General features: G+C 66.1%; 13 protein-coding genes and 1 pseudogene. 6 read left to right on the top strand and 8 right to left on the bottom strand.

The annotated features are described in order from the left end of the window. Positions 1-2: 2 nt before the first annotated feature. From tsaB to AC0Z2B_RS11740, 3 genes are all read left to right on the top strand, one after another. Positions 3-677: a tRNA (adenosine(37)-N6)-threonylcarbamoyltransferase complex dimerization subunit type 1 TsaB gene (tsaB, locus tag AC0Z2B_RS11750; protein WP_473005583.1), complete on the top strand. Its 675-nt coding sequence runs from the start codon at positions 3-5 to the stop codon at positions 675-677. A 163-nt stretch (positions 678-840) separates the two neighbouring features. Continuing rightward, positions 841-1134: a hypothetical protein gene (locus AC0Z2B_RS11745; protein ID WP_416422819.1), complete on the top strand. Its 294-nt coding sequence runs from the start codon at positions 841-843 to the stop codon at positions 1132-1134. After that, a complete protein-coding gene (locus AC0Z2B_RS11740) occupies positions 1131-2000 on the top strand; it encodes a DUF72 domain-containing protein (RefSeq protein ID WP_476296957.1) in 870 nt (289 codons plus the stop codon). The genes AC0Z2B_RS11745 and AC0Z2B_RS11740 overlap by 4 nt, the downstream gene beginning before the upstream one ends. Positions 2001-2072: 72 nt before the next feature. Here the strand turns inward: AC0Z2B_RS11740 and AC0Z2B_RS11735 are convergent, their stop codons facing one another. Then, entirely contained in the window at positions 2073-2321 is a 249-nt protein-coding gene (locus tag AC0Z2B_RS11735; RefSeq protein WP_416422820.1) for a DUF6124 family protein, read from the bottom strand. A gap of 601 nt (positions 2322-2922) precedes the next feature. After that, positions 2923-3540, bottom strand: coding sequence for an energy transducer TonB (locus AC0Z2B_RS11730; protein WP_476296803.1), 618 nt, complete (start codon positions 3538-3540; stop codon positions 2923-2925). A 94-nt stretch (positions 3541-3634) separates the two neighbouring features. On the opposite strand from AC0Z2B_RS11730, the gene AC0Z2B_RS11725 reads away from it, so the two are divergent. Beyond that, positions 3635-4414 carry a class I SAM-dependent methyltransferase gene (locus AC0Z2B_RS11725; protein WP_416422823.1) on the top strand — a complete coding sequence of 260 codons (780 nt, stop codon included), beginning with the start codon at positions 3635-3637 and terminating at the stop codon, positions 4412-4414. Positions 4415-4532: 118 nt separating this feature from the next. Further along, positions 4533-6712 (top strand): annotated as a pseudogene (locus tag AC0Z2B_RS11720) (TonB-dependent receptor). A 285-nt stretch (positions 6713-6997) separates the two neighbouring features. Here AC0Z2B_RS11720 and AC0Z2B_RS11715 read toward each other — a convergent pair. From AC0Z2B_RS11715 to plsB, 3 genes are all read right to left on the bottom strand, one after another. After that, positions 6998-7687, bottom strand: coding sequence for a DUF4197 domain-containing protein (locus tag AC0Z2B_RS11715; RefSeq protein ID WP_476296801.1), 690 nt, complete (start codon positions 7685-7687; stop codon positions 6998-7000). 25 nt (positions 7688-7712) lie between these two features. Continuing rightward, positions 7713-8111: a YbaY family lipoprotein gene (locus AC0Z2B_RS11710; RefSeq protein ID WP_416422827.1), complete on the bottom strand. Its 399-nt coding sequence runs from the start codon at positions 8109-8111 to the stop codon at positions 7713-7715. A 63-nt stretch (positions 8112-8174) separates the two neighbouring features. Beyond that, positions 8175-10658 carry a glycerol-3-phosphate 1-O-acyltransferase PlsB gene (plsB, locus tag AC0Z2B_RS11705; protein ID WP_476296799.1) on the bottom strand — a complete coding sequence of 828 codons (2484 nt, stop codon included), beginning with the start codon at positions 10656-10658 and terminating at the stop codon, positions 8175-8177. Positions 10659-10774: 116 nt separating this feature from the next. On the opposite strand from plsB, the gene AC0Z2B_RS11700 reads away from it, so the two are divergent. Further along, positions 10775-10984: a cold-shock protein gene (locus AC0Z2B_RS11700; RefSeq protein ID WP_476296797.1), complete on the top strand. Its 210-nt coding sequence runs from the start codon at positions 10775-10777 to the stop codon at positions 10982-10984. Positions 10985-11099: 115 nt separating this feature from the next. Here the strand turns inward: AC0Z2B_RS11700 and AC0Z2B_RS11695 are convergent, their stop codons facing one another. From AC0Z2B_RS11695 to dapE, 3 genes are read right to left on the bottom strand one after another with little or no spacing between them, the layout of a single operon-like run. Next, complete coding sequence (locus AC0Z2B_RS11695; RefSeq protein ID WP_416422830.1) at positions 11100-11477, bottom strand: hypothetical protein; 378 nt, start codon at positions 11475-11477, stop codon at positions 11100-11102. Between the two features lie 19 nt (positions 11478-11496). Beyond that, on the bottom strand, positions 11497-12315 hold the full coding sequence (locus tag AC0Z2B_RS11690; RefSeq protein ID WP_416427546.1) for a putative RNA methyltransferase: 819 nt from the start codon (positions 12313-12315) through the stop codon (positions 11497-11499). Then, positions 12315-13466 carry a succinyl-diaminopimelate desuccinylase gene (gene dapE / locus AC0Z2B_RS11685; RefSeq protein WP_416422831.1) on the bottom strand — a complete coding sequence of 384 codons (1152 nt, stop codon included), beginning with the start codon at positions 13464-13466 and terminating at the stop codon, positions 12315-12317. Before dapE ends, AC0Z2B_RS11690 begins: the two co-directional genes overlap by 1 nt. Positions 13467-13588 lie beyond the last annotated feature (122 nt).

Raw genomic sequence — 13588 nt, 5'->3', positions numbered from 1 at the left:
CAATGACCACCTTGCTGGCCCTGGATACCGCTACCGAAGCCTGCTCTGTCGCCCTGCTGCATGATGGCAAGGTGCTGAGCCACTACGAGGTCATCCCGCGCCTGCACGCGCAAAAGCTGCTGCCCATGATTCAGGCGCTGCTGGGCGAGGCGGGCATTGGCCTGTCGGCCGTGGACGCCATCGCCTTTGGCCGTGGCCCGGGCGCCTTCACCGGCGTGCGCATCGCCATTGGCGTGGTCCAGGGCCTGGCCTTCGGCCTCGACCGCCCGGTGCTGCCGGTGTCCAACCTGGCCCTGCTGGCCCAGCGCGCGCTGCGTGAACAGGGCGCCCGGCAGGTGGCTGCGGCCATCGACGCGCGCATGGACGAGGTGTATTGGGGCTGCTACCAAGCCGACGGCGGGGAAATGAAGCTGGTGGGCGACGAAGCCGTTCTGGCACCCGAGTTGGTGACGCTGCCGGCTGGCGCCCAGGGCGACTGGTACGGCGCCGGCACCGGTTGGGGCTACGGCGAGCGCCTGGCCGTGAAAGCGTCGGCCTGCGACGCCACGCTGCTGCCCCACGCGCTGGACCTGCTGACCCTGGCGCAAGGCGGCTGGGCCCGTGGCGAGGCCGTTGCCGCCGACCTGGCGCAGCCGGTGTACCTGCGTGACAAAGTGGCCACGCCAAAAGCTCGTTGACCGACGAATGGCGCCGCTAACTGTCGGTTTTACCGGCAGTTCATCGGGTATCTGCGGCATAGATGAAACCTTTTGCGGGAACTGTGCTCTAGTTATCACTAGGGCATTTGCTTACCCGCATCAGTGCCGCTAAATTGCCATCATTGGTCCAGAGTAAGCAGTCATGCGCGTAGACGGTTTTTCGTCGAGTTCCTACCCAGTCAAACGCAAGCCCCGCAAGGCGCTGGCGCAGGCCGACGACGCCGAAGACCTGGAAGGCGACTTCGAGGTGCAGCCGTCTGCCCAGCGCAGCGCCCCCCGTGGCGGCGCGGTCAGCAACCTGCCGGCGCGGCCGCAGGACATGATCTTCCACCGCTCCATGAGCCGCCGGGTGGCCACCGCCCTGAGCAGCTACCTCACCACCGCCACCTTCGTGGAGTGGGACGCGGACGTGCTGGGGCTGGACGTTCATATCTGACTGTGTCCCTGCTGCCGTACTACCTCGGTTGTCCTTCCTGGAGCGAGCTGGCCTGGCGCGACCACCTGTACCCGGCGGATGCCAAGCCCACTGCGTTCCTGCAGCTGTACGGCCAGGTCTTCAACGCCGTGGAAGGCAACACCACCTTCTATGCCCAGCCTGCCCCCGCCACCGTGGCGAAGTGGGCCGCCAGCATGCCCGAACACCTGCGCTTCACCGCCAAGTTCCCGCGGGAAATCAGCCACGGCGGCGACCTGCGCGACCTGCTGCCGGCCGCTGAATCCTTCGTGCAACTGCTCAAGCCCCTGGGCGGCCGCGTGGCGCCGTTCTGGTTGCAACTGCCGGCCACCTTCGGCCCGCAGCGCCTGGCCGAACTGGTGGCGTTCATCGATGAGTTGCAGCAGCCGGTGGCCGTTGAAGTGCGCCACCCGGCGTTCTTTGCCCGGGGTGATGAGGAGCGGGTGCTCAACCGCCTGTTGATGGGGCGCCAGGTGGAGCGTATCTGCCTGGACCCACGTGCACTGTTCAGCTGCACCGACCAGAGCGCCGCCGTGCTCGACGCCCAGGCGAAGAAACCCAAGGTGCCGCCGCGGCCCACGGCGTTCAGCCAGTGTCCACAGGTGCGCTTCATCGGCCACCCGGACCTGCCGGCCAATGACAGCTTCCTGGTGCCCTGGGTGGGCAAGATCGCCGAATGGATCGAGGAAGGCCGCACGCCCTACATCTTCCTGCACACTTCCGACAACCACCGCGCGCCCTTGCTGGCGCGGCGCTTCCATGAGCAGCTGATGCAGCGCCTGCCCGGCCTGCCGGCCCTGCCGGAACACCCGCGCGAGCCGGTGGCGGAGCAATTGGGCCTGCTGTAACAGCGGCCACAGGCCGCGTCCCAAACGCAACCCGCGGTGTGGCCGGACGCAGCCTTCGGCAGCTGCTACGGGTTATGGGTGTTCGGGGTTGAGGCCTTCGATGGCCGCGTTTACCAGGGGCCGGGCCATTTCCACCAGGTGGTACACCGCCATGCCTTGATGGCGTTCGTGGCCGTGGAGGCCGTCGGCGTGTTCGTAGGCGGTGCTGGCGATGCAGTCGAGCAGGTGCGCGGCGTGCATCAGGACTTCTTCGGTGGGGAGGCTGGGGTGGACGGTGAAGATGGGTTGGTTTTTCGGTGGGGCGGGTACTAAATCAGACATTATGTGATCTCGATTGGGGTTTGATGTCCGCGACATTCGCTCTCACACGATTAGGTGGCGGCCGTGCACGGGGTGAGAGCACCGGTAAAACCCCAACCCGGCCAAGCGTGAGCTTGCCCGTACACTGCCGCCATAGAGCATATTGCAGGCGAACAGGCGCCTTGCAAAGCTGTTTGGAGCTTCGTTGGGGTTCATCGGTGCGGGCTCTCACACCCGGTCACTGATGTGCAGTGACGGGGGTAACCTATCCCTGCGGGGGATGAGGTACAACCGTGGGGTTGTTTCAAAAGCTGTCGGGCGGAGGATTTGGGAGGTGCATGTCTTGAGGGTGTTGCTGCCCTTGAGACCGCGCGCCGCCCGCGCGGCGCATCGCGGGCAAGCCCGGCTCCTACATCTGTTTCGGGCCAGTTATGCCTGTGCCATCCGAAGGTCCGCCTTGTTTGTTCGCTGCCAATCTGCGGTGGTGCCGCGGTGGTAACGGCCTTGCAGGAAAAATTGGCCCGAAACAAACGGTAGGAGCCGGGCTTGCCCGCGATGCGCCGCGCGGGCGGCGCTCGGTCTAGAGGGCGCTACAAAAGCACTGGCATGCGCCCGTCAGCCATCACGCCGCCAAACGCAAATTATTCACCACCAACGGCCGCGCCCACTTGGTGTCGAAGGCGAACTGCTTGTCCTGCTCGGCCAGCGTCTGCGCGTCATACGGCACATGCTTGTCGGCCAGGTCCCACTCGAACTCGGCGATCGGCAGGAACAGGGATTTGGGCTCGGGCGCAGGCCCTGGCTCAGGCTGCGGCTGGTTGGCGTTCATCACGACGGGGCGCACCCAGCCGTTGTCGAAGTCCAGCTGCTTCTGCTGGTCCACGATTTCTTCAGGCGGGTAGGGCGGCGCGGCTTTCTGCAGCAGGTCGGCTTCAAGCTCGGCCTTGGGCAGGAACAGCGGCTCGGGCGGGGCTATTTCGGTATCCTGCACGTCGCACAGGCGCTGCGAGGTGATCTGCGCCAGCACGTCGCCACCACCGGCAGGCTCTACCTCGGGGTCCACCGCCGGGCTGGGCAACGCCAGGCTACCCTCGGCCGCATCACCCACCTGGTCTGCCATCGCCTGGGCGAAGAAGTCCGACCACAGGTGGCTGATGCCACCCAATGCCTGGGTGTTCTGGCGGCTGAAGTCGCCGTGGGGCGAAATGTAGCCAATGGAGGTGGTTTGAAGGTTGCTCATGGCACTAAAGGGCGCTGGCTCTGGCAAAATACCTGACATATTCCTTATCGGCCGAATGGGTCGATCTTTAAATTTTTTTGAGTAGTGAATTTTCATGGCAGAGCAGCAAGCGGCGGTATGCATCCGCGTCGAGGCGCACACCAGCGCCCTTGAACCCCAGGCCCAGGCATGGGCCCAGCGCCTGGCGCTGCCGTTGGATGCGCCGGATGCCGAGTTCGCCCTGCAGGCCACCGAGGCCGGGCTGCAACTGCAGCAACTGGGCCCCGACGCGCCGGGCCCGGTGCGCGTGGACTTCGTTGAGGGCGCAGTGGCCCACCGCCGGCTGTTCGGTGGCGGCAGCGGCCAGATGATCGCCAAGGCCGTGGGCATCCAGCAGGGCGTGCGCCCACGCGTGCTGGACGCCACCGCCGGCCTGGGCAAGGACGCCTTCGTGCTCGCCAGCCTGGGCTGCGAGATGAGCCTGATCGAGCGCCAGCCCATCATCGGTGCCCTGCTGGAAGACGGCCTGGCCCGCGCCCAGGGCGATGCCGAGGTGGGCGCCATCGTCGCCCGCATGCACCTGCTCAAGGGCAACTCCATCGAGCTGATCAGCCAATGGCAGGGGGAGCCGCCCCAGGTCATCTACCTGGACCCCATGTTCCCCCACCGTGAGAAAAGTGCCCTGGTGAAGAAGGAAATGCGCCTGTTCCGCCCGCTGGTGGGTGACGACATGGACGCCCCGGCCCTGCTGGCGGCAGCCCTGGCCCTGGCCACCCACCGGGTGGTGGTAAAGCGCCCGCGCAAGGCACCGTGCATCGAAGGGCCGAAGCCCAGCCACAGCCTGGAAGGCAAGTCCAGCCGCTACGACATCTACCCGAAGAAAGCACTGAAATAGTGGGGATTTGCGTCCTACAGACGTAAAGTAGGACGTTTCCTGATTTTTTTGGCGACGGTTTTTCCGGCTTTTTCGCCCGTAGACTTCCCCCTCAAATTATTGGGGGAGGAAGTATTTCATGGCACATCAACGATCGGCTTTGGGCCGGCCCGCCAGCGGCCTGGCACTGATGTCCTGCTCGTGGCTGGCGTTCGCCGAAGGCGCGCCGGTGCAGCTGGAAAGCGTGCAGGTGGAGGCCGAGCGCGAGCGCCAGCAACGCTACAAGGCCGAGCGCTCGGCATCGGGCAAGCTCACCGAGTCGCTGCTGGACACCCCACAGACCGTCACCGTGGTCGGCGAGCAGGTGATGCGCGAACAGAACGCGCTCAGCCTGCGCCAGGTGCTGTCCAACGTCTCGGGCATCACCTTTGATGCCGGCGAGGGCGGCGGCGGCTCGGGCGACCTGCTCAACATCCGCGGCTTCAACGCCACCAACAACGTGCTGCTCGACGGCCTGCGCGACAGCCCACAGACCACCCGAAGCGACAGCTTCAACCTGCAGGCGGTGGAGGTCATCAAGGGCCCCAACTCGGTGTTCGGCGGCGCCGGCACCACCGGCGGCACGGTCAACCTGGTCAGCAAGACCCCGCAGGCCGGCGCAGCCTTCACCGAACTGGGCGCAGGCCTGGGCACCAACCATTACCGGCGCCTGACCCTCGACACCAACCAGCCGCTGGCCGGGGTGGGCACCGGCAGCGCCGTGCGCCTCAACCTCATGGCCCACGGCAACGACGTACCCGGCCGCCAGCAGATCGAGCGCGAGCGCTGGGGCCTGGCGCCCTCGGTGCTGCTGGGCCTGGGCGACGACACCCGCCTGACCTTCAGCTACCTGCACCAGCGGGATGACAACCTGCCCGACTACGGCCTGCCCACCTTCAAGGGCAAGCTGATCGAGGGGGTGAAGCGCGACGCCTATTTCGGCTGGCGCAACCTGGACAAGGACCAGATCACCACCGATCGTCTCAGCGCGCTGTTCGAGCATGACTTCAGCGACGCCCTGTCGCTGCAGAACACCCTGCGCTACTCGCGGGTGCAGCGCAGCGGCGTGGTGTCGGCCTCCCACGTCGACCGCGACGGCCTGCCGCCGGGCAAATACCGGCCTGCCGGGCCCCAGGGCTATGGCCGCGAGATCGTCACCGACCAGTGGCTCAACAGCACCCTGCTGACCAGCCGCTTCGACACCTTCGGCATCGGCCACACGCTGGTGACCGGCATGGACCTGTCCTTCGAGCGCTACCGCCGCGACGCCAGCAACTACAACATCCGCAAGCTGGCCGCCGACCACGTGTACGACCTGGCCAACCCGCCAGGCTACTGGGCCGGGCCCACCAGCCGCACCCGCGAAGCCAGCCTGCGCAACCGCCTGCAGACCACCAGCGTTTACGCCCTGGATACCTTGAGCCTGCACCCGCAATGGGACCTGATGCTGGGCCTGCGCCAGGACTGGATCGACGGCAGCAGCCTGGAACGCAAGCCGGACAACACCCGCACCCAGTACGACACCCGCGACGGCTTCCTCAGCCACCGCGCCGGGCTGGTCTACAAGCCGGCGCCCAACGGCCGTATCTACCTGGCCTATGGCAATTCCTTCAACCCGTCCGCCGAAAGCCTGGTCACCGGTGGCTACGGCGTGACCCAGGGCACCCATAAGGTTGATCCGGAAACCAGCCGCACCTGGGAACTGGGCACCAAGTGGGACCTGCTGGCGGGCGGCCTGCAGCTGAACGCGGCGCTGTTCCGCACCCAGAAGGACAACGTGCGCGAGAAGCTCGAAACCGTGAGTCGCTGCTGGCCGGCCTGCAACGGGTACAAGGCCTGGAACTGGGCGCCACCGGCAACCTCAGCGAACACTGGCAGGTGATTGCCAACTACACCTTCATGCATAGCGAAACCCTGAAATCCAGGAACAACCCGCGTGCCGAAGGCCAGGCCCTGGCCAATACCCCGCCACGCTCCTTCAGCCTGTGGACCGCCTACCAGCTGCCGGGTGACTGGCGCCTGGGCTACGGCCTGCGCCACGTAAGCGAGCGCAACCTGCGTGACGACGCCACCTACAAGGTGGATGGCTACTGGGTGCACCAGGCCATGCTCGGGTACAAGGTGACCAAGGAGTTGGACCTGCAGCTGAACGTCGATAATCTGCTGAACACCCACTACGTGGAGCGGGTACGCACGGTGGAGGGCAACAATAAGCGTTCTTCGGCCATCGAGTATGGGGACGGAAGATCGGCGGTGCTGTCGGCGGTGTACCGCTTCTAAGCCCGTAGCAGCTGCCGCAGGCTGCGTCCGTCCCGCGCGGTGTATCAAGCCAAACGCGAGCGCCCCTGACGCGGCCATGCGGCCGCTGCTACAAACCCATCCCGTAGCAGCTGCCGAAGGCTGCGTCCGCGCCGCGCGGTGCATCAGGCCAAGCGCGAGCGCCCCTGACGCGGCCTGCGGCCGCTGCTACAAACCCATCCCGTAGCAGCTGCCACAGGCTGCGTCCGCCCCGCGCGGTGTATCAGAGCAAGCGCGAGCGCCCGTGACGCGGCCATGCGGCCGCTGTTACAGCGCCGAAAACACCTTCTTCGCCAGGCTGGTAGCCGCCTGCGCCGGGTTCTTGCGGATGCTGGCTTCCTGGTTGGCGATTTCCTTGAACAGGCCGTTCAGCGCCTGTTCGGTCACGTAGCCTTCCAGGTTCGAGTCCTTGCTGTCGATCACGCCCAGGCTGGCGGCCTGGCCGGCGAAGCTGTTGAATTTCTGCGCCAGGCCGACCTTGTCGGTGGCTTGCTTGACGATGGGCAGGAATTTGGCGCGGATCTGTTCGCGGCTGGTCTTGCTCAGGTATTGGGTGGCCGAGTCGTTGCCGCCGGTGAGGATGCCCTTGGCGTCGGTCACGGTCATTTTCTTCACGGCGTCCACCAGCAGTGCCTGGGCTTGCGGCATGGCGGCTTCGGCGGCCTGGTTCATGCTGGTTTCCAGGGCGTCGACCTGGCTACCCATGCCGAACTTCTTCATGGCCTTGGCGGCCTTGCCCAGCTTGCCTGGCAGTTCAATGCGCACGTCCGGGTTGTTGCTGAAGCCGCCGGGCGTGCCCAGCTGCTTGACGGCCACCTGGGCACCTTGGGTCAGGGCGTCCTTGAGGCCGCCGCTGGCGTCCCCCTGGGACAGGCTGGACAGGTCCAGGGCGAAGGCGTGGGTGCACAGCAGCAGGCCAGCCATCAGGCCGGCGAAGGGGGCGGAACGACGAAGCATGGATGCGTCCTTTTGCGTATTTGAATTAGCGGGCAGGGTTCAGGCGAATCCGCAGGGGCTGCGGGTCCTTGCCGTCCAGCTGCACGGTGTGCTGCTCGGTGCTGATAAACAATAGCTGACCCTCGGCCTCGACGCGGGCGCTGACCGCGTAGCGGTGGCCGGGCTGGACCTGCCGGGGATCGTATTGCAGGTGAAAGGGCAGTGGCACCTGGCCCTTGATGGGACCGTTCTGGCTGGCCAGCACCTGGGCCGGGGCATCGGCCAGGGAAATGTCCTGCAGGCTCACGCTGAGGGTGGCCGATGGCGGCAGCGCCATGCGTTGCAGGTAGAACACTTCGCCGTCGAGGCTCGCCTGGGGGGCGCTGTCGAAGCTGCTGCAGGCGCCCAGCAGGGCGCTCAACAGGACCAGGGTGAGTTGCTTCATGGGCGGATCTCCGTATCGAATGCAGCCTAGGAGTGCACAGGATACGGATAAACGCCCGGCACTTCAGCTGCCCTGGAAGGCTTCGTCGCTGCGGTGCAGCGCCACCTGGCGAATCGACAGGCGAATTTCCGCCGGCAGCACGCGCTTGGCCGCGCCCTCGGCCAGCTCCCCCAGCTTGTCGTGGAAGCCCAGTTTGCCGGCGGCGTCGCGGGTGACCACGCCCTGGTCGAGCAGGGTCTGGATGAAGTGGCGGAACAGGCTCTTGTCGAAGAATTCCGGCGCGTTGAGCCCGTGCAGGATGGACAGGCGCTGGGCCATGATGGTGCACAGGTCTTCCAGTTCCTCGGCGCTCAGCGCGTGCTGGCCGTTGTTGAGCAGCAGTGCGATGGCCATGTAGAAACGCTGCAGCGTCTGGGCGACGCTGCGCGACAGCAGGGTCAGCAGCACGAACTTGCGCGAGCTGGGCGCCGGGCGCAGGTACACCTGATTCTCGAAGCGCAGCAGGCCCTGCTCGACGAAGGCTTCCAGCCACTGGTCGATCACTGCGTCCAGCTCGTCCAGGGACCAGCGAATGAACAGCTCCGACTGCAGGTACGGGTACAGCGCGCGGGTATAGCGCAGCAGTTGTTCGCGGCTCATGCGCGAGCTGCTCTGGAAGAAGCTGGCCAGCAGCGCCGGCAGGGCGAAGATGTGCAGCACATTGTTGCGGTAGTAGGTCATGAGGACGGCGTTCTGCTCGTCCAGGTAGAGGATCTTGCCCAGCGCATCGCTTTGCTCGGACAGCAGGTCCATGGCCTTGACGTGGTCGATCAGCGCGCGGCCGTCGCCGTCCGGCAAGGTGGTGTGCGGCGAGTAGGGCACCTTGCGCAGCAGCGCCAGGTACAGGTCCAGCACCCGCGCCATGGCCGCATCGTCCAGGGCCAGGCGCGTGGTGGACAGCAGCGCCAGGGCCACCAGGTTCACTGGGTTGACCGCTGCCGCCTCGTTGAGGTGCTGCGCTACCTGCGAGCCCAGGCGGTGGGTGGTTTCATGCAGCCACTGGGGTTTGTATTGCGGGCCCAGGTCCTGCTCGCGCCAGCCTGGCTGCTCGGCGTCGAGGAATTCGGCCAGCTTGATCGGCTCGCCGAAGTTCACCGCCACCTGGCCGAAGCGCTGCTTGAGAGCGCCGATGACCTTGAAGATGTCGAAGATCGACTCCTTCTTCTTGCTGGCGCCACGCAGCTCGCCCAGGTAGGTGCGGCCCTCGAGCACGCGCTCGTAGCCGATGTACACCGGCACGAAGACGATGGGCATGCGCGACGAGCGCAGGAAGCTGCGCAGGGTGATGGCCAGCATGCCGGTCTTGGGTTGCAGCATGCGCCCGGTGCGCGAGCGCCCGCCCTCGACGAAGTATTCGACGGGGAAGCCCTTGGTGAACAGCGTGTGCAGGTATTCGTTGAACACCGCGGTGTACAGCGGGTTGCCCTTGAAGGTGCGGCGCATGAAGAACGCCCCGCCACGGCGCAGCAGGCCGCCGATCACCGGCATGTTGAGGTTGATGCCGGCGGCGATGTGCGGCGGCGTCAGGCCGTTGCGGAACAGCAGGTAGGACAGCAGCAGGTAGTCGATGTGGCTGCGGTGGCACGGCACGTAGATGACTTCGTGGCCGGGGGCGACGTCCTGCACGCCTTCGATGTTGTTGACCTTGATGCCGTCGTAGATCTTGTTCCAGAACCAGCTCAGCACCACTTCCAGGAAGCGGATGGCGGTGTAGGTGTAGTCCGAGGCGATCTCGTTGCCGTAGCGCAGGGCCAGGGCCTCGGCTTTTTCCAGCGGGATGTTCTGCCGTGCGGCTTCTTCGCTGATGGCCTGGCGCACCTGGCTGTCGTGGACCAGGCCCTTGACCAGGTTACGCCGGTGGGAAATATCTGGACCAATGACTGCGGCCTTGAGGTTACGAAAGTGCACCCGAAGGAGGCGCTGGGTCATGCGCAGGGTGCGTTCGTGGCCTTTGTTCTGTGCCACCAGCTCGCGCAAATGAATCGGCGCGGAGAACTGCACACGGGTCTTGCGGCCCAGGATCAGGATGCTCACAAGCCGGCGCAGACGGCCCGTGACCGCCCAGCTGTCGGCGAACAGCAGCTTCCAGGGGCTGGACTCGCTGGCCGGGGTCTGGCCCCAGAACACGCTGACGGGAATGATTTGTGCATCTTCTTCGGCATTCTGGCTAATGGCCGCTACCAGGCGCTCCAGGGTCGGTGGCGCGCCGCGCTTGTCGTGGCGGCCCAGCCAGTCCGGCTCGGGGGTGAGGTAGAAGAAGGCGGCGGGTTCCAGCAGCTGGCCAACGGCGACCGGCAGCACCGGGCGCGGCAGGCCGGCCTTGGTGCACTCGGTGTCCAGCACCGCCAGGTCACTGGCCGACGGCGACTGCAACACATAGAACACTGGCCGGCTGCGGTCCAGGTTCAGGGTGAAGGACGACTGGTTGATGGTCTCCGAGCGAACCCAGAGGTACAGCAGTCGGCGCAGGGTGCCAAAGGCAAAGCGGCGGAACGGGAAACGGGTCATAAGGCCTGTGCTTGCTTGAAACGGATGCTCGGCACTCTACAGGCTCGATCGTCCGGCAAAAAGCGCCGCCGGCAGAATAATTGTGTCCCATAAATAGAAAAAACGGAGTAGTGCCGATGTCGTCTCGTGAGACAGGAAGCGTCAAGTGGTTCAACGATGCCAAGGGCTATGGCTTTATCCAGCGTGAGGGCGGGGCCGATGTGTTCGTGCATTTCCGCGCCATTCGTGGCGATGGGCATCGGTCGCTGGTAGAGGGGCAGCAGGTGGAGTATGCGTTGGTCAACGGCCCGAAAGGCCCCCAGGCGGAGGACGTGCAGGGGCTGTGACGGGTAACGCGTGACGTGTAGCCGCTGCCGTAGGCTGCGCTGGCCCTCTGCCGCGCTGGAGATTCCAGTGTGAACAAAGGCACGCGCAGCCGGCGGCAGCGGCTACAGGTGCGCGTCAGCTGGTACGCCAGGTGATCTGCTCTTCACCGTCAGCGCTGACACGAATCCAGGTGTCGGCGCTTTCTTCACCTTCCTCTTCCACCCAGCTGCCCGGTGCGCAGCGGACTTCCACCTGCAGCGCGGCGAAGGCGGCGCGGGCGCAGGCGATGTCGTCGTCCCACGGCGTCTGGTCGCTTTCCAGGTACAGGCTGTTCCATTTGCCCACGGCCTTGGGCAGCCAGGTCACTGGCACGCTGCCGGCCTTGCACTTCCAGGTCTGGCCCTTCTGTACCCAGTCGCTGCACGGGCCCAGGGCCTCGCCCAGCCACGCGGCGATGGCCTTGTGGTCGACGTCGGCGTCTTTGAGGTAAATCTCGATATCGGGTTGGCGCATGGACGTACTCACTCGGGAATCAGGGTTGCAGCACAAAATAATCGTAACGCATGGACACGGTGACCACGAACGGCCGCGGCTGCTCGATGACCTTTGTGCGACGTTCGGCACTGGCGCGCCAGCCATGGGGTGTCATGGCCAGCAGGTTGGCGCGGGACGGGCCGTCGATCAGCTTGATCTTGAAGGTCAGCGTCTCGCTGTGGGCCAGGCTCATGCCGTCGGGCACCTGCAGCAAATGTTTGTCGTCGACGTATTCGCGCACTTCATCGTACAGCTGCTCGCGCAGCTCCATCAGGTGCTCGCGGGTCGGCCCCACGCGCATCAGGCCACCGCCGGGCACCAGCAGGCGCTTGGCCTCCTGCCAGTCCAGCGGGCTGAACACGCTGGCCAGGAACTGGCAGCTGGCGTCGGGCAGCGGGATGCGCGCCATGCTCGCCACCAGCCAGGTGACGGCTGGGTTGCGCTTGCACGCGCGCTTCACCGCCTCGCGGGAGATGTCCAGGGCATAGCCATCGGCCTTGGGCAGCGCCTCGGCGATCTGCGCGGTGTAGTAGCCTTCGCCGCAGCCGATGTCCAGCCAGCGACCGGGCTGGCGCTCGGCGGCCAGCTCCGCCAGGCGCTGGGCCACGGGCGAGTAGTGGCCGGCGTTGAGGAAGTCGCGGCGCGCTTCCACCATGGCCTGGTTGTCACCGGGGTCGCGGCTGTTCTTGTGCTGCACCGGCAGCAGGTTCAGGTAACCCTGGCGCGCGCGGTCGAAGCTGTGGCCGGCGGGGCAGACCACGCCATTGCCGGCGCTGGCGTTGGCCAGGCCGGCGTTGCAGATGGGGCAGGTGAGCATCATGCGAGCAGTTTCACCAGGGTCTGGTAGTAGATCTCGGTCAGCACGTCGAGGTCGCTGGCCAGCACGCGCTCGTTGACCTGGTGGATGGTGGCGTTGACCGGGCCCAGCTCGACCACCTGGGTGCCCAGGGTGGCGATGAAGCGGCCATCGGAGGTGCCGCCGCTGGTGGACGCCTGGGTCTCGCGGCCGGTGACCGCCTTGATGCTCGCCGACACCGCGTCCAGCAGGGCGCCGGGCTCGGTGAGGAACGGCAGGCCCGACAGCGCCCAGTCCACGTGCCAGTCCAGCTCGTGCTTGTCGAGGATGGCGGCCACGCGCGCCTTCAGGCCTTCCACGGTGGATTCGGTGGAGAAGCGGAAGTTGAACACGGCCGTCAGGTCGCCCGGGATCACGTTGGTGGCGCCGGTGCCCGAGTTCAGGTTCGACACCTGGAAGCTGGTGGGCGGGAAGAAGGCGTTGCCGTTGTCCCAGTGCTCGGCGGCCAGTTCGGCCAGCGCCGGGGCAGCCAGGTGAATGGGGTTGCGGGCCAGGTGCGGGTAGGCCACGTGGCCCTGCTTGCCGCGCACGGTCAGGGTCGCGCCCAGGGAGCCGCGACGGCCGTTCTTGACCACGTCACCCACCAGGTTGGTGCTCGACGGCTCGCCGACGATGCACCAGTCCAGGCGCTCGTTGCGCGCGGCCAGGCGCTCGACCACGGCCTTGGTGCCGTGGTGGGCAGGGCCTTCCTCGTCGCTGGTGATCAGGAAGGTCACCGCGCCGCGGTGGTTGGGGTAGTCGCCGACGAAGCGCTCGGCCGCTACCAGCATGGCCGCCAGGCTGCCTTTCATGTCGGCCGCGCCGCGCCCGCAGAGCATGCCCTGCTCGTCGATCAGTGCGTCGAACGGGTCGGTCTGCCAGGCGCTGACCGGACCAGTGGGCACCACGTCGGTGTGGCCGGCGAAGCACAGCACCGGGCCTTCCTGGGTGCCGTGGCTGGCCCAGAAGTTGTCGACGTCTTCGATGCGCATGGGCTCCAGCGTGAAGCCGGCATCGCCCAGGCGCTGCATCATCAGCTTCTGGCAGTCGGCGTCCACCGGGGTGACCGAAGGGCGGCGAATCAGGTCGCAGGCGAGTTGCAGGGTCGGCGAAAGGTCGGCGTGGGCCGTCATGGGGAAGACTCCGAAAACAGGGCAGGGCACGTATAAAGAGGGCGACATGTTAAAGCAAAACGGGGGCGGGCGCAGGGGCTGGTAGATCTATGGGCCGACACGATTAATTCAAATGGAGACGC

This window comes from Pseudomonas sp. GYB4201 (genome assembly GCF_056312595.1).
This window is presented reverse-complemented; position numbering and strand designations above follow the sequence as displayed.

Excerpts from the sequence above, each read along its gene's own strand:
- tsaB (WP_473005583.1), top strand. The coding sequence starts at position 3 with ATGACCACCTTGCTGGCCCTGGATACCGCTACCGAAGCCTGCTCTGTC.
- AC0Z2B_RS11745 (WP_416422819.1), top strand. The coding sequence starts at position 841 with ATGCGCGTAGACGGTTTTTCGTCGAGTTCCTACCCAGTCAAACGCAAG.
- AC0Z2B_RS11735 (WP_416422820.1), bottom strand. The coding sequence starts at position 2,321 with ATGTCTGATTTAGTACCCGCCCCACCGAAAAACCAACCCATCTTCACC.
- AC0Z2B_RS11730 (WP_476296803.1), bottom strand. The coding sequence starts at position 3,540 with ATGAGCAACCTTCAAACCACCTCCATTGGCTACATTTCGCCCCACGGC.
- AC0Z2B_RS11725 (WP_416422823.1), top strand. The coding sequence starts at position 3,635 with ATGGCAGAGCAGCAAGCGGCGGTATGCATCCGCGTCGAGGCGCACACC.
- AC0Z2B_RS11715 (WP_476296801.1), bottom strand. The coding sequence starts at position 7,687 with ATGCTTCGTCGTTCCGCCCCCTTCGCCGGCCTGATGGCTGGCCTGCTG.
- AC0Z2B_RS11710 (WP_416422827.1), bottom strand. The coding sequence starts at position 8,111 with ATGAAGCAACTCACCCTGGTCCTGTTGAGCGCCCTGCTGGGCGCCTGC.
- plsB (WP_476296799.1), bottom strand. The coding sequence starts at position 10,658 with ATGACCCGTTTCCCGTTCCGCCGCTTTGCCTTTGGCACCCTGCGCCGA.
- AC0Z2B_RS11700 (WP_476296797.1), top strand. The coding sequence starts at position 10,775 with ATGTCGTCTCGTGAGACAGGAAGCGTCAAGTGGTTCAACGATGCCAAG.
- AC0Z2B_RS11695 (WP_416422830.1), bottom strand. The coding sequence starts at position 11,477 with ATGCGCCAACCCGATATCGAGATTTACCTCAAAGACGCCGACGTCGAC.
- AC0Z2B_RS11690 (WP_416427546.1), bottom strand. The coding sequence starts at position 12,315 with ATGCTCACCTGCCCCATCTGCAACGCCGGCCTGGCCAACGCCAGCGCC.
- dapE (WP_416422831.1), bottom strand. The coding sequence starts at position 13,466 with ATGACGGCCCACGCCGACCTTTCGCCGACCCTGCAACTCGCCTGCGAC.